Here is a 19754-nt window from a genome sequence, read left to right on the forward strand (position 1 = left end):
TCTTCTGGCGCCTCGTGCTTTGGGGGGCCGGAATTGGCCCGTTTCACATCGCGGGCGAGATATTGACTTTGGGCAGGAAAATCAAGCGTCAGTTGACCGGTTTGGCCGCCGCGTTCGCCTTCTTGCCTTCGGCGGCCTTTTCGACCCGCGCATTCGGCCCGAACCAGTCGTGGCGCTGCATCTGCACATCCAGCCAGATCTCGATCCGCTTCGACGCCTTGGTCACAAGGTTGTCGAGCTGCTGGTCCGCGTTCTGGGTCAGTCCGGAGCCGGCGAAGGTCTCGGGCGTGACCGGCTCGATCACCGTGATCTCGTGCGGTTCCTCGTTCAGCTTGATGCCTTTTTCGTCGTCCCAGACGGTGATGCGGAAGATCAGGATCGACTTCGGGTTCACCACCAGCGGCACGCCGGGAGGCGCCAGCAGGTATCCTTCGACAGAGATGCCGAAGTGATAGAGCTTCTTGCCCTCACCCTCATAGCGGCGGAAGCGGGCCTCGACCGCCTTGTCCATCGCCTCGGTCCATTGCTCGGCCGTGGCTTCGCGCGACAGCGGCGCCTTGACCAGGTTCGGCGCGATCACGATAGAATGGCCCAGCTTGAAATCGCCAAGGTCCGCCGGCGGCTCGTTCAGATCGCGCCCGGTGCCGCAGGAAACCAGCGTGACAAGGGCGAGGAGGGCAAGCAAGGCGCGCATGGGGCACAATTCCTTCGGTCTGGGCGATGAGGCTGGTCCTACCTATCCTACCGCTCCGGGTGGCGCAATTGCGCTGCGCCGGGCGCACCCTATATCCTGTGGCAGAAGGAGCGCACCCATGCCAGACACCACACTGCCTCCGCGGCTGCCGGTCCACGTGCCCCTGGGGACGCGGCCGCTGGGTCTTCTGGCCTCGCTTTCGGCGGCGCGGCGCAACCTGCTGACCATCATCCCGAAGATCGCGACGACGCAGCCCATGGTCTCGGGCAAGACCGGGGTGCGCTGGCACATGGTGATGGACCCCGATGCAATCCGCGCCATGCTGCTGGAGCGGCTGGACGATTACCCCAAGTCGCTGGTCACCAAGAACCTGCTGCGCCCCGCCATCGGCGAATCGCTGTTCATCGCCGAAGGTGCGCATTGGCGCTGGCAGCGGCGCACCGCCGCGCCGGTGTTTTCGCACCGCAACGTGATGAACCTCGCGCCGATCATGTCGGAGGCGGCGTTGCGCGCATGCGACCGGATCGCAGGCCAGCCGGGCCGGGCGGTCAACCTTTACGACGAGATGGTGACCACCACCTTCGACGTGATCTCGGACGTGACCTTTTCCGGCGACAGCGTGTTCGACCGGCAGGGGGTTCACCGCGCGATTGACGATTACATCTCCGAGGCCGGCAAGGTCTCGCTCTTCGACATGCTGGGGATGCCCGACTGGGTGCCGCGTCCGGGGCGGATGTTCTCGGGCCGGGCGGTCAGGCAGATGAAGCAGGTGGCCGACCGGGCCATCGACGCGCGGGCAGAACGGGCCCATGAGGGCGTGCCGGACCTGCTCGACCTGCTTCTGGCGGGCGAGGACCCGGAGACCGGGCGCAAGATGTCGGTGGCGGAGCTGCGCGACAACCTGCTGACCTTCATCGTCGCGGGCCACGAGACCACGGCGCTGGCGCTGTCCTGGGCGCTCTACCTCTGTGCCTTCGATCAGGACGTGCAGGACCGCGCGCGAGCCGAGGCGCAGGGCGTGTTGCAGGGCGAGGCGGCCGGTGGCGAGGACGTGGCGCAGCTGCCCTTCATACGCCAGATCATCGACGAGACGATGCGGCTCTATCCGCCCGCCGGGATCATCTCGCGCACCGCGCAGAAGGCCGACACGCTCTGCGACCGCGAGATCCGCCCGGGTGACACGGTGATGGTGCCGATCTACGCGCTGCACCGCAATGCGCTGCTCTGGGACGATCCCGATGCTTTCCGTCCCGAACGCTTCGCCGACCGCAAGGCGGTGCCGCGCTATGCCTATCTGCCGTTCGGCGACGGGCCACGCATTTGCATCGGCGCCAGCTTTGCCATTCAGGAAGCGGTGATCATACTCGCCACGCTGCTGTCGCGGTTCCGGTTCTCTCAGGTCAAGGGGCGCGATCCGGAGCCGGTGATGATCATCACGCTGCGGCCCGACGGCGGGGTGTGGCTGGAGGCGGAGCCTGTGTGAGCGGGGAGGTTGACCCGTAGGCCGGGCTTCAGCTCGGCGTCGCACATGCCGGGCTGAAGCCCGGCCTACGGCGTGGCGGCGTCCGACGGCATTCTTCCGCTAGCCCTTCTTGCCAATCCGCGGCTCTTGCCCCTTCACGATCCGCGCGATGTTCTGATGGTGGCGCGCCCAGAGGATCACTGCCAGCACGAAGCAGAGCAGCATCAGCGACGGATAGCCCAGCAGCCACGATAGCAAGGGCGTCAGCGCCGCGGTCATCAGCGCGGCGGCCGATGAGATGCGGGTGATCGCCGCGAACACCACCCATGTGGCGCAGGCGGCAAGGCCCATGGGGAAGGCCAGCCCCAGCAGCAGCCCGAGGAAGGTGGCCACCCCCTTGCCGCCCTTGAAGCGCAGCCAGACCGGGTAGCAATGGCCGAGGAAGGCACAGAGCCCCGCGATCTGCGCGGCGTCTTCGGCTGTCATGGCGCGGACGATGATGACTGCGATGGCGCCCTTGAAGCTGTCCAGCACCAGCGTCGCCAGCGCCGCCGTCTTGTGGCCAGTGCGCAGCACGTTGGTCGCGCCTATATTGCCCGAGCCGATCTGGCGGAGGTCGCCCAACCCCAGCATCCGGGTGATGACGATGCCGAAGGGGATCGACCCCAGCAGGTAGCCGAACAGCCCCCAGAGCAGCAGGATCGGAACGGCGGTTTCCGAGAGTGGCATCAGGCGTCTCCGAAAATGCGTTGCCCGGCGCGGAACGTGGCCAGCACGCGTCCCTGCATCCTCGCGCCGTCGTAAGGGGTGTTCTTCGATTTCGATTGCAGCTTCGCGCGGTCCAGCACGAAGGGCGTGTTGGGATCGAACAACACGAGGTCGGCCGGGGCACCGGGCGCCAACCTGCCTGCGTCTAGGCCGAGGCGTTTCGCCGGGTTTAGGCTGAGCGCGCGGAAGAGTTGCGGCAGGGTCAGCTCGCCCGAGTGATAAAGTCTTAACGCCGCCGGGAGTAGCGTCTCCAGCGCCACCGCGCCCGAGGCGGCCTCTTCGAAGGGCAGGCGCTTGCTTTCCTCGTCCTGCGGCGTGTGCATGGACGAGATCACGTCGATCAGTCCGTCGCGGAGGGCTTCGATCACCGCCTGCCGGTCGTCCTCGGAGCGGAGCGGCGGCTTCAGCTTGAAGAAGGTGCGGTAATCGGCGAGGTCCATCTCGTTCAGTGTCAGGTGGTGGACGCCGATCCCGGCGGACACGTCCAGCCCGTTGCGTTTCGCACGCGAAAGCGCGGGCAGGGCGCGGGCGGTGGTGATCTGGTCGAAGTGGACCCGCGCGCCGGTCATCTCGACCAGCGCGATATCGCGGTCCAGTCCCATGCGCTCGGCCATGGGCGACACGGCGGGCAGGCCGCGCAGCGATGCGAACTTGCCCGAGGTCGCAACGGCACCGTCCGATAGCACCGGTTCCTGCGGATGCAGCATGACCAGCGCGCCCAGCGACCGCGCATAGGTCAGCGCGCGCGACAGCACCTTGGTGTTAGTGATCACGCTGTCGCAGTCGGAAAAGGCCACGGCGCCGGCGTCGAGCAGGAAGCCGATCTCGGTCATCTCGCGGCCCTGCCGGCCCTTGGTGAGGGCGGCCATGTGGAGGACGTTGACGGCGGCGTCGGACTGCGCGCGGCGGGCGACGAACTCCAGCGTTTCGGGGCTGTCGATGGCGGGCGTGGTGTCGGGACGGGTGACGATGGTGGTCACGCCGCCGGCAGCCGCGGCACGGCCGGCGGAGGCATAGCTTTCCTTGTGGCGCTCGCCCGGCTCGCAGACCTTGACGCCGATATCGACGATGCCGGGGGCGAGGCATTTGCCCTGGCAGTCGAGGGTCTCGGGGTTTCGCGTGCGAAACCTGTCAACGATATCAGTATCTTGTGTTAAGACTTCGGTAACTTTTCCGCCCTCGATGAGGAGGTGGCCATGGGTGTCGGTCCCGGCCTCGGGGTCGATCAGGCGGGCGTTGGTGAGCAGGAGGGTCATGGCTGGGTCGCCTGTATCGCTGACGTGAGGCGCGCATGCGGTCTGCCCGACCTCGGGAGGGCCTTTCGGCCTGGTCGGGCATCTGATTTGAAGAAACCCCGAAGGTTGCGCGCGTGACCTCTGTTGGAGTCTGCCCTCCCGGGGGGGAGGTCGGGCAGAGCGCCTGCGCGCCGGATTGCATGCGAGGCGCCCGGAGCGATCAGGAGCGAGCAGGTGGAATTGGTCATCCCGCCACCCAGACCATCACGCCCACCAGCGCAAACAGCACCAGCAAGGCCACCGTGGCCACGCGACCGGACATCCGGGGGTCTTTCGGTTCCTGCATCAGAGCAGCACCAGCAGCAGCGCCAGCGCGAGCCCCAGCACCACCAGACCGATGATCAGCCCCGGTTTCGGACCCGACCCGGACGGCGGCACGACGGCAGCCGACGGGGATGCGGCCGCAGGGGTGGCTGCCTCGCTGCGGGGTTTTTCCAGCGGCACTTCGTCCTTGGCTTCGCCGAAGGTCGCCAGCCAGCGCAGCGGACGCGTCACCTTGAGCGATTGTCCCAGCCCCTCGAAGGCGGACGAGCGCATCACGATCACCCGGCCCTTCACCCGGTCCAGCTGAGCGCGATGCGGGGCCATCTCTTCCTGCGGGATGCCGTGGCCATCGGACAGGTAATCGGCCAGCGGCATGCCGCCCAGATCGTTCAGGTCGAACAGGTCGATGTGGTCGGCATCCAGCGCGGTGGCGCCAGTCATCTGTTTCAGCCCGGCGGCGTCATGCTCCATCAGCGCCTCGGCCTCGTGAAGTTCGAGGTCGATGGTGAAGACGCGCACCAGCCCGTGCTCGCCTGCGGGGATCTCCAGTCTGTCGCTCATGCCATCCTCTCCTTGGGGTCGCTCGCCCTGTTGCGGACCAGCAGGTCCATTGCCGCCATGCGCACGGCCACGCCCATTTCGACCTGTTCCTGGATCACCGAGCGATTGATGTCGTCGGCGATCTCGCCGTCGATCTCGACGCCGCGGTTCATCGGGCCGGGGTGCATGACAATAGCGTCCGGCTTGGCATGGGAAAGCTTTTCGGCGTCCAGCCCGAAGCGGTGATAGTATTCGCGCTCGGACGGGATGAACCCGCCGTCCATGCGTTCGCGTTGCAGGCGCAGCATCATCACGACGTCGACGTCGCGCAGCCCCTCGCGCATGTCGTCATAGACCTCGACCCCGAAGTCGCCGATGCCGGCGGGCAAGAGCGTCGGCGGCCCCACCAGCCGCACCCGGTTTTCCATCTTGCCGAGCAGCAGGATGTTCGACCGGGCCACGCGGGAATGCGCGATGTCGCCGCAGATCGCGATGTTGAGCCGGTGCAACCGGCCCTTGGCGCGGCGAATGGTCAGCGCATCCAGCAGCGCCTGCGTGGGGTGTTCGTGCCGCCCGTCGCCGGCGTTCAACACCGCGCAATTGACCTTCTGCGCCAGCAGATCCACCGCGCCGGAGTGCGGATGGCGCACCACCAGCAGATCGGGATGCATGGCGTTCAGCGTCAGGGCGGTGTCGATCAGAGTCTCGCCCTTCTTGATCGAGCTGGCCTGCATCGACATGTTCATCACGTCGGCACCGAGGCGTTGCCCGGCCAGTTCGAAGCTGGCCTGCGTGCGGGTCGAGTTTTCGAAGAACATGTTGATCTGGGTGCGCCCGGCCAGCGCGTCGCCGTGCTGCTTGGCGCGGTTCATGCGGACGTAATCGTCGGCCAGATCCAGCAAGGTTGTGATCTCGGACGGGTGCAGCGGCTCGATGCCGAGAAGGTGGGCTTGGGTGAAGGTCATGCCTGCTCCTGTCCGGGTCGGGGCGGTTATAGGCGGGGGCGCGGGGGCGTTCAATGGGCGCGCGTGGGGCAAGCGTCGGGATATGCGTATTTTCGGAGGAGAAGGACCGGGGGACATTTCCCTTTGCGCCGGGCGCGGCTATGGTCCGCTGCGATGGAGTATCACGAACATATCGCCCTGCGCGCGGCACTGGAATGGCAGATCGAGGCCGGGGTGCTCGACTGTATCGGCGAGGCGCCGGTGGACCGCTATGCCGCGCCGGAGCCGGTGAAGGTGAAGGCGCCTGCGCAGGCGGGGCCGGTGGTGCAGGCTGCCGTGGACCCGGTGGAAGACGCCACGCGGCTTGCGGGCGGCGCGCCGGACCTGGCGGCGCTGAAGGCGGCACTGGCAGGCTTTGCGCATTGCGATCTGAAACGCGGGGCGCGCAATCCGGTGTTTTCGGACGGGGTGCCGGGGGCGCGGGTGATGATCGTGGGCGAAGCGCCGGGACGCGAAGAGGACCGCGCCGGGCGACCCTTCGTTGGGCGGGCCGGACAACTGCTCGACCGGATGCTTTCGGCCATCGGTCTGACGCGTGACGAGAACGTCTATATCACCAATGTGCTGCCCTGGCGGCCGCCGCAGAACCGCGACCCCACCGCCGAGGAAATCGCCATGATGCGGCCCTTCGTGGCGCGGCACGTGGCGCTGGCGAAACCGGAGGTGCTGGTGCTGGTGGGCAATATTTCATGCGACGCGGGACTGGGCAAACGCGGCATCACCCGGCTGCGCGGCCATTGGACCGAGGCCTACGGCAAGCCGGCGCTGCCGATGTTCCACCCGGCCTACCTGCTGCGGCAGCCGCACCTGAAACGCGAGGCATGGGCCGATCTGCTCAGCCTGAAAGCACGGCTGGAGGGCCTTGCATGAGACTGTTGGCATTTTCTGACCTGCATGCCGATGCCGAGGCCGCCGGCGATATCGTCGCCGCCAGCAAGGACGCGGACCTTGTGGTGGGCGCGGGCGATTTCTGCAACATGCGGCGCGGGCTGGCCGAGGCGTGGAAGCTGCTCGAGGGTATCGAAGTGCCCTTCGTCGTGGTGCCCGGCAATGCCGAGAGCGCCGACGAATTGCGCGCCGTGGTGCCCGAGCATGTCACGGTGCTGCATGGCGAGGGCTGCGACATCGCCGGTCTGCGGCTGTTCGGGCTGGGCTATGGGGTGCCGGTGACACCCTTCGGCGCGTGGTCCTGCGACCTGAGCGAAGAAGAGGCCGAGGCCATGCTTGCCGAGTGTAACGGGGTGAACGTGCTGGTGACACACGCGCCGCCCAAGGGTGTGGCGGATGTGACCAGCCGGGGCGACTCCGTCGGCTCGATCGCGATCCGCGAGGCGATCAAGCGGATCCAGCCGGGATTGGCGCTTTGCGGGCATATTCATGACAGCTGGGGCCAGCGCGGGCGTATCGGAGAGACCGAGGTGGTCAACCTTGGGCCGACCCCGAACTGGTTCGACGTGGGGTGGGGCGCATGAGCCGGATCGACGACAGCCGCGACTTCATCCCGGTGCGCATCGCCGTGCTGACGGTCAGCGACACGCGGCAGGCTGCCGACGACCGCTCGGGCGATACGCTGGTGGCGCGGCTCGAGGAAGCGGGTCACCTGCTGGCCGCCCGTGCCATCCTGCCGGACGAGCGCGACCGGATCGCGGCGCAGTTGCGCGACTGGTGCGCCGATCCGGGCATCGACGTGGTGATCTCGACCGGCGGCACCGGTTTGACCGGGCGCGACGTGACGGTCGAGGCGCATCGCGACGTCTATGAAAAGGAGATCGACGCCTTCGGCACGGTCTTCACCCATGTCTCGATGGCCAAGATCGGCACCTCCGCCGTCCAGTCCCGCGCCACCGGGGGCGTGGCGCAGGGGACGTACCTTTTCGCGCTGCCCGGCAGTCCCGGCGCCTGCCGCGACGCCTGGGACGAAATCCTGTGCAAGCAACTCGACTATCGCCACCGGCCCTGTAACTTTGTTGAGATAATGCCCCGTTTGGACGAGCATCAGCGCCGGAAATAACCGATACTTGCGTATCATGAAGGTCGGGTCGCGGCAGGGTCTTGTCTGCGCGCGGTCAAGCTGTTGTTTCTGAACGTCAAAAGGCTGTCCTTGATGCGGTTCCTTCGCCAAAGTCTCATGGGGTTGTTCCTGCTTGCGGTGACGCTGGGCCTTCTGGTCTATGCCGGATCGCTGGTGCGCGATGCGGTCGAGACGCGGATGACGCAGGAACGCCGGGTGCCGCAGGCGCGCGAGCGGGTGTTCGCGGTCAACGTGGTTCGGGCCGAGGCCGCGACCGTGGTGCCGGTGCTGACCGCCTTTGGCGAGGTGCAAAGCCGCCGTGAGCTTGAGGTGCGCGCCGCCACCGCCGGGCAGATCGTCGAACTGGCCGAGGGTTTCGAGGAAGGCGGCCGGGTCGAGGAAGGCCAGCTGCTGGTGCAGATCGACCCCGGCGATGCCGAGCTGGCGTTGAGCCGGGTGCAATCCGATATTCTGGACGCCGAGGCCGAGCAGACCGAGGCCGAGGCCGCCGTGGTGCTGGCGCAGGACGAACTGGCGGCGGCGCAGGAGCAGGCGGACCTGCGCGAAAGTGCCTTCGTGCGGGCCGAGGATCTGCAGCGGCGCGGGGTCGGCACGGCGGCCAGCGTCGAGACGGCGGAACTGGCGGCATCCTCGGCGCGGGCGGCGGTGCTGACGCGCCGGCAGGCGCTGGCGCAGGCGGAAAGCCGGGTGAGCCAGGCGGCGACGGCGCTGGAACGCGCGCGGATCGCTCTGGCCGAGGCGCAGCGACGGCTGGACGACACACGGATCACGGCGCGGTTCCCGGGCATGCTGTCCGATGTGAACGCGACCTTGGGGCGGCTGGTGTCGAACAACGAGCAACTGGCGCGGCTTGTCGATCCCGAGGCTCTGGAGGTGTCGTTCCGGGTGTCGACGGCGCAATACGCGCGGCTGTTGCGTGACGACGGCGGGCTGACGCAGGCGCCGGTGACGGTGACGCTGGATGTTTTCGGCACCGGGCTGGAGAGCCAGGGCGTTCTGGTCCGCGATTCCGCTGCCGTGGGCGAGGGCCAGACCGGCCGGCTGCTGTTCGCGCGTCTGGATGATGCCAAGGGGCTGAAGCCCGGCGACTTTGTCACCGTCGAGATCGACGAGCCTGAGCTGGAGCGGATCGTGCGGCTGCCATCCTCGGCGCTGGATGCGGCGGATGAGGTGCTGGTGCTGGGCGAGGACGACCGGCTGGAGGAGGTCGCCGTCGAGCTTCTGCGGCGGCAGGGCGACGATGTGCTGGTGCGCGCACCGGGGCTGGCCGGGCGCGACGTGGTGGCGGAGCGGACGCCCTTGCTGGGCGCCGGGATCAAGGTGCGCCCCTTGCGGCCGGATGCGGCGGAAGGTCCGGCAGAGCCGGAGATGCTGGAGTTGTCGGCAGAGCGGAAGGCGAAGATCCGGGCCTTCGTGGAGGCCAGTCAGCGGATGCCGGAGGAGGCCAAGGCGCGGATACTGGCGCAGTTGGAAGAGGACAAGGTGCCGGCGGAGGTGGTCGCAAGGATCGAAGCGCGGATGGGGGGGTAGGGTGATGCTGCACGCGACATCAGCCTCCGAGCGCGCATGCGCGCTGTGCGGTCCAGTCGGGGGATGCAGTGTGGCCCTGCAGGCGTTGGAGGGGTGGACATGACCCGCGACATCGCGCCTGGGCCGGGCGGCATCCTGTCGTACTTCACCCGTCACCGCACGCTGGCCAACCTGCTCCTGGTGATCCTCGTCGCCGCAGGTCTTCTGGCGGCGCCCAACATGCGGGCGCAGTTCTTTCCCGATGTCATCATCGACGAGGTCGACGTCTCGGTCGCGTGGGACGGGGCCGGGGCCGAGGACGTGGATGCCGCCATCGTGCAGATCCTCGAACCGGCGCTTCTGGCGGTGGAGGGCGTGGAGAGCGCAAGCTCGACCAGCCGCGAGGGCCGCGCCAACATCGGGCTTGAGTTCGAACCGGGATGGGACATGGCGCGCGCCGCCGACGACGTGCAGGCAGCGGTGGACGCGATTTCGAACCTGCCGGAGGAGGCCGACGATCCTCAGGTGCGGCGCGGCGGCTGGCGCGACCGGGTGACCGACGTGGTGATTACCGGCCCGGTGGGCGTCGATCAACTGGCGCGCTTTGCCGACGAACTGGTGGTGCGGCTGTTCGCCGAAGGCGTGACGCGCACCACGGTCCGGGGCGTCGCGGCGCCGCAGACCATCGTCGAGGTGCCCTCGGTTGCGCTGATCCGGCACGACGTGACCATGCAACAGATCGCCTCTGCCATCGGCTCGGAGGTCGATGCCGATCCGGCGGGTGACGTCACGGGCGCGAACACGCGGGTCAGGACCGGGGTCGAGAAACGCTCGGCGGACCAGATCGAGGCCATCGTGCTGCGTTCGAACGACGATGGCTCGAAGCTGACGGTGGGCGACGTGGCGACCGTCCGGGTCGAGGGCATCGACCGCGACCGCAGCTATTTCGTGGGCGAGAACCCGGCGATCTCGGTCAGAGTGGACCGGTCCAACCAGGGCGACGCCATCGGTATCCAGGAAAGCGTCGAGCAGGTGGCAGAGGCGTTGCAGGCGACGCTGCCGGAGGGCACAAGGGTCGACCTGATCCGCACCCGCGCCGAGGCGATCACCGGGCGGCTGAACATCCTGCTCGACAACGGCTCGATGGGGCTTGGGCTGGTCCTGCTGCTGCTGTTTCTCTTTCTCAATGCGCGCACCGCCTTTTGGGTGGCGGCGGGCATTCCGGTGGCGATGGCGGCGACCATCGCGCTGATGTTCCTTGCCGGGCTGACGCTCAACATGATTTCGCTGTTTGCGCTGATCATCACGCTGGGGATCGTGGTGGACGATGCCATCGTGGTGGGCGAACACGCCGATTTCCGCTATCGCCGGCTGGGCGAGGCGCCGGTCCATGCCGCCGAGAACGCGGCACGGCGGATGGCGATGCCGGTCTTTGCCTCGACGCTGACCACGGTGATCGCCTTTTTCGGGCTGGTGGTGATCTCGGGGCGGTTCGGCGACCTGATTTCGGACATTCCGTTCACGGTGATCGTGGTTCTGCTGGCCTCGCTGGTGGAATGCTTTCTGATCCTGCCCAACCACATGGCCCATGCGCTGACCCATCAGAGCCGCGAGCATTGGTACGACATGCCGTCGCGGGTGGTGAACCGGGGCTTCCGCTGGGTGCGCGAGGTGATCTTCCGCCGGGTGATGATGCTGGTGGTCCGGGCGCGCTATGCGGTGGTGGCGGGGGCCGTGGTGCTGCTGGCCTCGCAGGTGGCGCTGTTCATCGGCGGCGAGGTGCAGTGGCGGTTCTTCAACGCGCCCGAACGGGCATCGGTGACCGGCAATTTCGCCATGGTGCCCGGTGCCACCCGGGCCGACACGCTGGAGATGATGCGCGAGATGCAGCGCGCCACCGAGGCGCTGGGGGCCGAGTACGAGGCCGAGCACGGGCTGAACCCGCTGGACTACGTGATCGCCGAGATCGGCGGCAATGCCGGGCGCGGGCTGGCCGGCACCGACACCAAGGAAAGCTTCCAGTTGGGCGCGATCTCGATCGAGTTGATCGAGCCCGACCTGCGGCCCTATTCCTCGTTCCAGTTCGTGGCCGATCTGCAGGAGGCCGTGGGGCGGCACCCGATGCTGGAGACGGTCTCGTTCCGGGGCTGGCGGTCGGGGCCGGGCGGCGATGCGCTGGACGTGCAATTCTATGGCGCGTCCTCCGATGTGCTGAAGAGCGCGTCGGAAGATCTGAAGGCCGCGCTGGAGCGCTTTCCCGAGGTCTCGGCGGTCGAGGACAACCTCGCCTATGACAAGGAAGAGCTGATCCTTGAACTGACGCCGCAGGGGCAGGCGCTGGGCTTCACCATAGACGGCCTAGGCAGAGTGCTGCGCCACCGGTTGGGCGGTATCGAAGCCGCCACCTATCCCGACGGGCCGCGCAGCGCCGCGATCCGGGTGGAGCTGCCGGAGGGCGAGCTGACGGCGGATTTCCTTGAACGGACGCAGTTGCGCGCGGCCTCGGGGTCCTATGTGCCGCTGGCGGATATCGTCAGCGTGTCGCGGCGGACCGGCTTTTCCACCGTGCGGCGCGAGAACGGCATCCGGCTGATTTCGGTCACCGGGGATGTTTCCGAGGACGATCCGGCGCGAGCAGAGGAAATTCAGGCGGTGCTGGAGGCCGAGATCCTGCCACGGATCGCGGCGGAGCGGCAGGTGGACTACCGGATTTCGGGGCTCAGTGAGCAGGAGAACGAATTCCTCGACGATGCCCGCACCGGGCTGATCCTCGTGCTTTTGGGCATCTACCTTGTGCTGTCCTGGGTGTTTGCCAGCTGGACGCGGCCGTTCGTGGTAATGTCGATCATACCCTTCGGGCTGGTGGGCACGATCTATGGCCACCACTACTGGGAGGTGCCGCTGAGCATGTTCACGGTCGTAGGAATGCTGGGCATGACCGGGATAATCATCAATGATTCCATCGTGCTGGTGTCGACGATCGACGAATACGCGAAGGATCGCGGTCTGGTGCCGTCGATCATCGACGGCGCTGCGGACCGGCTGAGGCCGGTGTTCCTGACCACGGCGACGACGGTGCTGGGCCTTGCGCCGCTGCTTTTCGAGCGTTCGTCGCAGGCGCAGTTCCTCAAGCCGACGGTGATCACGCTGGTCTATGGCCTAGGCTTCGGCATGTTCCTGGTGCTGCTGGTGGTGCCGGCGCTGATCGCGATCCAGAAGGACATGGGCCGGATGACCGAGACCCTGCGGCGCGGCTGGCGCTTCCGCGCGGGCCGGGTGCGCGGTCTGTTGGTGGTGGCGACGTTGGCGGTGGTCGCGTGGCTGGCGGTGACGGTGGGCGCGGTGGCCGTGACGGGGGCGTTGCCAGCGGCGGTGGCGGCGATGGTGCCGATGCTTCCGGACGAAGCCGGTATGGGGGCCGCCTTGGCGCTTTACCTTGCGGGGGCGGCGGTGCTGGTGGCGGTGGCCTATGTGGTTGCGGCGGTGTCATTGGCGGTGGCGCGAAGGCGGGCGGTTTAGGGTCTGCGGTCGGAAGGCAAGTCCAGACGGTCGGAAGCCTCGGTTCGCAATTGCTTCAAGCGCGTTAACAGCGGCCGCAGGCCGCCGCGCATCGCCGCACCTCGGCCCGGCGATGCGCGGCTCGCACTCTGACGCAAAGTTTCCCCATATTATCCGGTCTTAATAGATCTTCGGCACATACAATTCATCCGGCAGCACCTGCCGTTCGTAGTTCGGGTTGTATACGCGGTCGGGCAGGGTGACCTTTTCGTGCGGCACGTCCTCGTAGGGGATCTTGGTCAGGATATGCTCGATGCAGTTCAGCCGCTCGCGTTTCTTGTCGTTGCCCTCGACGATGTACCAGTTGGCCTCGGGAATGTTGGTGCGGGCGAACATCTCTTCCTTGGCCTTGGTGTATTGCTCCCAGCGGATACGGCTTTCCAGATCCATGGGCGACAGCTTCCACTGCTTCATCGGGTCGTGGATGCGCATCAGGAAGCGCAGTTGCTGCTCCTGGTCGGTGATCGAGAACCAGTATTTCAGCAGGATGATGCCGGAGCGGACCAGCATCCGCTCGAACTCGGGCACGTCCTGGAAGAACTGTTCGACCTGGTCGTCGGTGGCAAAGCCCATCACGCGTTCGACGCCGGCGCGGTTGTACCACGACCGGTCGAACAGCACGATCTCGCCCCCTGCCGGCAGGTGCGGCACGTAGCGCTGGAAATACCATTGCGATTGTTCGCGCCGGTTGGGCGCGGGCAGGGCCACCACCCGCGCGACACGGGGATCGAGGCGCTGGGCGATGCGCTTGATGACGCCGCCCTTGCCGGCGCTGTCGCGGCCTTCCATCAGGATGCAGACCTTGGCGCCGGTGTGCTGCACCCAGTCCTGCACCTTAATCAACTCGGCCTGGAGCCGCAGCAGGTTGCGGAAATAGGTGCGCCGGTCGAGCATGTCGGGATGCTCGCGTTCGTAGATTCGGCGGATTTCCTGGGTCAGCATCGGCTCGGAGAACTCGATCTCGATGTCCTCGTCGAAACTGTCCTGAAGCTCGGCCTCCAGCCAGTCCAGCCCGTGGTCTTCGTCTTGGCTCATACCGTGCTCCTTCGTCGTCAATGGTGCGGCCTGTCCGGTGCAACCGTCGCTTTCATCCCAGCCCGCACGACCGCCATCCCATGCTATATCGGCGCTTGTCGCGGCGGCAATGTCCCTACCCCGGCGGTGTCCGGCTGACGGTCAGACCGGAAGCGCGGTTGTCTTGAACACCGTGCGCAGCGCAAAGCTTGATTGCATCCGGGTGACGCCGGGCAGGCGGGTCAGGTATTGCCGGTGGATGCGGGCGAAATCGTCGGTGTCCTCGACCACCAGCTTCATGATGTAATCGGCGGTGCCGGCCATCAGGTGACATTCCAGCACATTGGGAATGCGCTGCACCGCGGTCTCGAAGGCCTCGAGCAGTTCGTCGGACTGGCCCGAGAGGGTGATCTCGACGAAGACGGTCGAGGGCAGCCCCAGCTTGCGCGGATCGAGCATGGCGACATAATTGCGGATGAAGCCTTCGTCCTCGAGCCGCTGCACGCGGCGGTGGCAGGCCGAGGCCGACAGGTTGATACGCTCGGACAAGTCGGCGTTGGACATCCGGCCATGCTTCTGCAGGACGGTCAGGATACGGCGGTCTGTCGGGTCAAGTTGCATATATGGCGTGGATTCTTCGTTCACGGTCCGGTTTTATCGAATAATCGTCGAAGATGGCCACGAGGCCAAGGAATAATGTCAAACACCTGCGCCGCGTTTCGCTTCATGTTGGGCAAAACGCTGACAGGAAGGATACCAGACATGAAGATCGGATGCCCCACCGAGATCAAGCCGCAGGAGTTTCGCGTCGGGTTGACGCCCAACGCCGCGCAGGAGGCGATCGCCCATGGCCACGCGGTCGTGGTGCAGAGCGGCGCCGGCACCGGCGCGGGCTTCGAGGATACCGATTACGAGGCGGTGGGCGCCCAGATCGCCGGCGCCGCCGAGGAGGTCTTTGCCGAGGCCGACATGATCGTGAAGGTCAAGGAGCCGCAGGCGGGCGAACGCAAGTTGCTGCGCGAGGGCCAGTTGCTGTTCACCTACCTGCACCTGGCGCCGGACCTGGAGCAGACCCGCGACTTGCTGGACAGCGGCTGCACCGCGATCGCCTATGAGACCGTGACCGACGGCAAGGGCGGCCTGCCGCTTCTGGCGCCGATGTCCGAGGTGGCAGGCAAGCTTGCGCCGCAGATGGGCGCGTGGACCTTGCAGAAGGCCAACGGAGGACGCGGCGTTCTGATGGGCGGCGTGCCCGGCGTCGGCCCGGCCAAGGTGATGGTGATCGGCGGCGGGGTGGTGGGCACCCATGCCGCGCGGGTGGCGGCTGGAATGGGCGCGGATGTCACCGTGCTCGACCGTTCACTGCCGCGGATGCGCTATCTGGATGACGTCTTCGGCGGCACCTTCAAGACGATGTTCGCCAGCGCCGGCAACACCGCGGAACTGGCACGCGAGGCCGACATGGTGATCGGCGCGGTGCTGATCCCCGGCGCGGCGGCGCCGAAGCTGATTTCCCGCGCGCAATTGTCCGAGATGAAGCCCGGCGCGGCTCTGGTGGACGTGGCGATCGACCAGGGCGGCTGTTTCGAGACTTCGAAGGCCACCACCCACGCCGATCCGGTCTACGAGGTCGACGGCATCATGCACTACTGCGTGGCCAACATGCCGGGCGCGGTGGCGCGCACCTCGACCATCGCGCTGGGCAACGCCACCATGCCGTTCATGCTGGCTCTGGCCGACAAGGGCTGGAAACAGGCCTGCGCGGATGACCCGAACCTGCTGGCCGGTCTGAACGTGCACGCGGGCAAGCTGACCTACGATGCCGTGGGCGAGGCGCTGGGCCTTGACGTGACCTCGGCCGGGGAGCTGGTGAAGGCGGCTTGAGCCGTTCGGGCGGCGACGGTCAATCGCGGCCGTCGCCCGGTAACGCCACGTGGTCCCGGACCTGATCCGGGACCTCTTGGGCAAGCTGGGCAGGAGGCCCCGGATCAGGTCCGGGGCTGCGGTTCGTGACAGAGGCAAGTTTTCTTGCGTGGGCCTCAGCCCCGCAGGACGCCGCCCGTCGCCTTGCCGACCTTTTCGACCACCTTTTGCGACACCGCCTCGATGTCCTTCTCGGTGAGGGTCTTGTCCGAGGGTTGCAGGCGCACGGTAATGGCGAGCGATTTCTTACCCTCGCCCAGCGCGCCGCCGATGAATTCGTCGAACACCCGCACATCGGAGATCAGCGCCTTGTCGGCGCCGCCCGCGGCGTTGGTCACGTCGAGCGCGGCCACGTCGGCATCCACCACGAAGGCGAAATCGCGCTCCACAGCCTGAAGGTCGTTGAGTTCCAGCGCCGAGCGTGTGGCGCCGGACTTGCGGGGCAGCGGGATTTCCTCGGGCCAGAGGGTGAAGGCCATCGCCGGGCCCTTCACGTCCATCGCTTGCAGCACCTTGGGGTGCACTTCGCCAAACACGCCCAGCACCTTTTTCGGCCCGAGGCAGAGCACGCCGTGCCGACCCGGATGCCACCAGCCGGCGCCGTCGCGGCGCAGCTGCATCTTTGCCGGCGCGCCCATTGCGGCCAGCACCGCCTCGGCATCGGCCTTGGCGTCGAAGACATCGACCGGGCGCGACGCGCCGTGCACGTCCTTTGGCCCGGTGCGGCCGACCAGAAGGCCCGCCACTTCGTTGCGCTGCTCGCCCGGTTCCCCGCCCGAAAAGACGTGACCCAGCTCGAACAACGCAAGGTCCATGAAGCCGCGCGCCTGGTTGCGGGCGGCGGCTTGCAAGAGGCCCGGCAGCAGGTCGGGACGCATGTGGCTCATTTCAGACGAGATCGGGTTGGCCAGCCGGGTGGTGTCCTCGCCGCCGCCGAACAGCTGCGCCGAGGCTTCGTCGATGAAGCTGTAGGTCACACATTCGTTGTAGCCGAGCGCCGCCGTGGTGCGCCGTGCCGCGGCCTCGCGCTTCTGCATCGGCGACAGGATCGGGCGCGGGACGCCTTCGGACGGGCGATTGAGCGGTTTCGCGGGCAGCTTGGTGAGCGAGGCGACGCGGGCGACCTCCTCGACCAGATCGGCGGTGCCCATCACGTCGGGCCGCCACGAGGGCACCTGTGCGAGGTTGCCTTCCAGACGGAAGCCCAGCGAGGTCAGGATCTGGCGCTGGTCGCTTTCGGGGATCTCCATGCCGACCAGCGATTGCAGGCGCCGGGGGTCCAGTTCGTAGGCGCGGGCCACGTTCGGCACCTCGCCGGCGGTCACGATGGACGAAGCCTCGCCGCCGCAGAGATCAAGGATCATCTGTGCCGCGTCCTCCATGGCCTGCATGTTGTAGGCCGGGTCGATGCCGCGTTCGTTGCGGTAGCGTGCGTCCGAGTTGATCTTGAGCGCGCGGCCGGTCATGGCGATCTGGATATGATCCCAGACCGCGGCCTCGAGAAAGACGTTGGTGGTCTCGGCGGTCACGCCGGTGGCCAGCCCGCCCATGATGCCGCCGATGGATTCGATACCGGTATCGTCGGAGATCACCACGTGGCCGTCATCGAAGGTGTAATCCTTCTCGTCCAGCCCGGTCAGCGTCTCGCCCGCTCGGGCGCGGTGGATGCGAAGGCCGCCCTGCACCTTGTCGGCGTCGAAGACGTGCAGCGGGCGGTTACGGTCGAAGGTGAAGAAGTTGGTGATGTCCACCAGCCGCGAGATCGGGCGCAGGCCGATGGCGCGCAGCCGGTCCTGCAGCCACTGCGGCGAAGGGCCGTTCTCGACATTGCGGATCACCCGGCCGGCGAAGACATGGCAGCCGCTGCCGCGGGTGTCCTCGTCGATGCTGACGGCGATGGGGCAGGGGAACTGGCTTTCGACATGGTGGCGGTCGAGCGGTTTCAGCTTGCCCAGCCCGCGCGCGGCAAGGTCGCGGGCGATGCCGTGCACGCCCAGCGCGTCGGGGCGGTTGGGGGTGATGGCGATTTCGATAACAGGGTCGACCTTGGCGGGGTCATGTTCGGCCAGCCAGTCGGTGTAGCTTTGGCCAACCTCGCCCGAGGGCAGCTCGATGATGCCGTCGTGCTCTTCGGAGAGCTCCATTTCGCGTTCCGAGCACATCATGCCGTAGCTTTCGATGCCGCGGATCTTGCCGACGCCGATGGTGGTGTCGATGCCGGGCACATAGGTGCCGGGGCTGGCGATGACGACGGTGATGCCTTCGCGGGCGTTGGGGGCGCCGCAGATGATCTGGGTCTCGCCATCGGCGGTGGCCACCTGGCAGACCCGCAGCTTGTCGGCGTCGGGGTGCTTCTCGGCGCTGACGACCTTGCCGATGGTGAAGTCCTTCAGACGTTCGGCGGGGTTCGAGATTTCCTCGACCTCGAGCCCGAGGTCGGTGAGCGCATAGGCGATCTCGTCGACCGTCGCGGTGGTGTCGAGGTGATCCTTGAGCCAGGACAGGGTGAATTTCATGATGTGCTTCCGCCGTGCCGAATTGTCTGCGGCTGCGGGGATAGCGGAAAGGGGGGGCAGGGGGAAGGGGTGGTGATGTGGAGTGTCGCAGGCGTGTGACGGGCAACGGCGGTGCGATGGCCTCAGCCGGGCATCGATTCGGCTGCGGCACTGTCATTACGTCCGGTGACAATCGCCAAGGTCCGCCGTCGGCGGATCGCCGTCACACCCGGTGATAGGGACTGCCCGCCAAGATCGAGGCGGCGCGATACAACTGCTCGGTCAGCATCACCCGCACAAGCATATGCGGCCAGACCATCTTGCCGAAGGACAGGGCCGCGTCGCATTCGGCCCGCAGCGCCGGATCGATTCCATCGGCGCCGCCGATGATCAGGGCAAGGTCCTGGCGGCCGTCGTCACGGTGGCGCGCCAGCAGGCTTGCGAAATCCGGCGAGGACATCACCTTGCCGCGTTCATCGAGCGCGATGCGCAGGGCACCCTCGGGCACCGCCCTGCGCAGCAGGGCGGCCTCGGGGCCCATGCCGCCAGCCTTCTTCGCCTCGACCTCGGCAAACGACAATGGGCCAAGCCCCAAGGCCCGGCCCGTTCTGTCGAAACGTGTCGTATAGTCGTCGATGAGCGCCTTCTCGGGGCCGGCCCGAAGGCGGCCCACGGCGCAGATATGCACGCGCATCTATCCGGATCAGTTGCTGGGCGTGGCCCTTTTGGCCGCTTCGTCGGCAGGCAACCACATCTTCTCCAGTTGATAGAAGTCCCGCACTTCGGGGCGGAACACATGCACGATCACGTCGCCGGTGTCGATCAGCACCCAGTCGCCGGCATCCTTGCCTTCGACCTTGGCCGAGCGGCCCAGATCCGCCTTGAGCACATCCACCAGCTTTTCCGAAATCGCCGCCACCTGGCGCGACGACCGGCCCTGGCAGATCACCATGTAATCGCCCATGGCGGTCTTGCCGCGCAGGTCGACCTGCACGATTTCCTCGGCTTTGCTGTCGGAAAGGGAAGTGAGGATAAGCGAAAGCAGCTCTTCGCTGGAGACTTCCGCATGTGCGCCCGCGCGGGACGCGGCTTGAACGGCAGGGTCTGCCGCTGCAATGGTAGGTGTCAGGACAATGTCCTCCTTGGTTTCACGCCGCTGAACCCCGGCGCCGGGTTATACCCAAGGTAGCAATCTG

The 19754-nt window shown here is 66.9% G+C and carries 17 protein-coding genes; 7 read left to right on the plus strand and 10 right to left on the minus strand.

Annotated elements, in window-relative coordinates:
- Positions 1–88: 88 nt before the first annotated feature.
- A complete protein-coding gene (locus AC04PT_RS17775) occupies positions 89–694 on the minus strand; it encodes a hypothetical protein (RefSeq protein WP_482875123.1) in 606 nt (201 codons plus the stop codon).
- Between the two features lie 118 nt (positions 695–812).
- Here AC04PT_RS17775 and AC04PT_RS17780 point away from each other — a divergent pair, with 118 nt between their 5' ends.
- Entirely contained in the window at positions 813–2177 is a 1365-nt protein-coding gene (locus AC04PT_RS17780; RefSeq protein ID WP_482875124.1) for a cytochrome P450, read from the plus strand.
- 99 nt (positions 2178–2276) lie between these two features.
- On the opposite strand, the gene plsY is transcribed toward AC04PT_RS17780, so the two are convergent.
- The 4 genes from plsY to AC04PT_RS17800 all read right to left on the minus strand — a co-directional run bounded on the left by plsY (position 2277) and on the right by AC04PT_RS17800 (position 5988).
- Entirely contained in the window at positions 2277–2885 is a 609-nt protein-coding gene (plsY, locus tag AC04PT_RS17785) for a glycerol-3-phosphate 1-O-acyltransferase PlsY (RefSeq protein ID WP_482875125.1), read from the minus strand.
- A complete protein-coding gene (pyrC, locus tag AC04PT_RS17790) occupies positions 2885–4180 on the minus strand; it encodes a dihydroorotase (RefSeq protein WP_482875126.1) in 1296 nt (431 codons plus the stop codon). The genes plsY and pyrC overlap by 1 nt, the downstream gene beginning before the upstream one ends.
- 324 nt (positions 4181–4504) lie before the next feature.
- A complete protein-coding gene (locus AC04PT_RS17795; RefSeq protein WP_482875127.1) occupies positions 4505–5044 on the minus strand; it encodes a hypothetical protein in 540 nt (179 codons plus the stop codon).
- Positions 5041–5988, minus strand: coding sequence for an aspartate carbamoyltransferase catalytic subunit (locus AC04PT_RS17800; protein WP_482875128.1), 948 nt, complete (start codon positions 5986–5988; stop codon positions 5041–5043). Before AC04PT_RS17800 ends, AC04PT_RS17795 begins: the two co-directional genes overlap by 4 nt.
- A 153-nt stretch (positions 5989–6141) precedes the next feature.
- Here AC04PT_RS17800 and AC04PT_RS17805 point away from each other — a divergent pair, with 153 nt between their 5' ends.
- The 5 genes from AC04PT_RS17805 to AC04PT_RS17825 all read left to right on the plus strand — a co-directional run bounded on the left by AC04PT_RS17805 (position 6142) and on the right by AC04PT_RS17825 (position 13087).
- Positions 6142–6897 carry a uracil-DNA glycosylase gene (locus AC04PT_RS17805; RefSeq protein ID WP_482875129.1) on the plus strand — a complete coding sequence of 252 codons (756 nt, stop codon included), beginning with the start codon at positions 6142–6144 and terminating at the stop codon, positions 6895–6897.
- Positions 6894–7499, plus strand: coding sequence for a metallophosphoesterase family protein (locus AC04PT_RS17810; RefSeq protein ID WP_482875130.1), 606 nt, complete (start codon positions 6894–6896; stop codon positions 7497–7499). The genes AC04PT_RS17805 and AC04PT_RS17810 overlap by 4 nt, the downstream gene beginning before the upstream one ends.
- Complete coding sequence (gene moaB / locus AC04PT_RS17815) at positions 7496–8038, plus strand: molybdenum cofactor biosynthesis protein B (RefSeq protein ID WP_482875131.1); 543 nt, start codon at positions 7496–7498, stop codon at positions 8036–8038. The genes AC04PT_RS17810 and moaB overlap by 4 nt, the downstream gene beginning before the upstream one ends.
- Positions 8039–8131: 93 nt before the next feature.
- Complete coding sequence (locus tag AC04PT_RS17820) at positions 8132–9589, plus strand: efflux RND transporter periplasmic adaptor subunit (RefSeq protein WP_482875132.1); 1458 nt, start codon at positions 8132–8134, stop codon at positions 9587–9589.
- Positions 9590–9688: 99 nt separating this feature from the next.
- Positions 9689–13087: an efflux RND transporter permease subunit gene (locus AC04PT_RS17825; RefSeq protein ID WP_482875133.1), complete on the plus strand. Its 3399-nt coding sequence runs from the start codon at positions 9689–9691 to the stop codon at positions 13085–13087.
- A 159-nt stretch (positions 13088–13246) separates the two neighbouring features.
- Here AC04PT_RS17825 and ppk2 read toward each other — a convergent pair whose 3' ends face one another.
- Together ppk2 and AC04PT_RS17835 are read right to left on the minus strand one after the other, a co-directional pair.
- Positions 13247–14161 carry a polyphosphate kinase 2 gene (ppk2, locus tag AC04PT_RS17830; protein WP_482875134.1) on the minus strand — a complete coding sequence of 305 codons (915 nt, stop codon included), beginning with the start codon at positions 14159–14161 and terminating at the stop codon, positions 13247–13249.
- Positions 14162–14302: 141 nt separating this feature from the next.
- Entirely contained in the window at positions 14303–14761 is a 459-nt protein-coding gene (locus AC04PT_RS17835) for an Lrp/AsnC family transcriptional regulator (protein ID WP_482875135.1), read from the minus strand.
- Positions 14762–14902: 141 nt separating this feature from the next.
- Here AC04PT_RS17835 and ald point away from each other — a divergent pair, with 141 nt between their 5' ends.
- On the plus strand, positions 14903–16024 hold the full coding sequence (ald, locus tag AC04PT_RS17840; protein ID WP_482875136.1) for an alanine dehydrogenase: 1122 nt from the start codon (positions 14903–14905) through the stop codon (positions 16022–16024).
- 155 nt (positions 16025–16179) lie between these two features.
- Here the strand turns inward: ald and pheT are convergent, their stop codons facing one another.
- From pheT to rsfS, 3 genes are all read right to left on the minus strand, one after another.
- Positions 16180–18579 (minus strand): phenylalanine--tRNA ligase subunit beta, encoded by a 2400-nt coding sequence (pheT, locus tag AC04PT_RS17845; RefSeq protein ID WP_482875137.1) that lies wholly within the window; start codon positions 18577–18579, stop codon positions 16180–16182.
- Positions 18580–18781: 202 nt separating this feature from the next.
- Complete coding sequence (gene rlmH / locus AC04PT_RS17850) at positions 18782–19252, minus strand: 23S rRNA (pseudouridine(1915)-N(3))-methyltransferase RlmH (protein ID WP_482875138.1); 471 nt, start codon at positions 19250–19252, stop codon at positions 18782–18784.
- Between the two features lie 9 nt (positions 19253–19261).
- Positions 19262–19603 carry a ribosome silencing factor gene (gene rsfS / locus AC04PT_RS17855; protein ID WP_482875213.1) on the minus strand — a complete coding sequence of 114 codons (342 nt, stop codon included), beginning with the start codon at positions 19601–19603 and terminating at the stop codon, positions 19262–19264.
- Positions 19604–19754: the final 151 nt, after the last annotated feature.

Source organism: Litorisediminivivens sp. KMU-197, assembly GCF_056858395.1.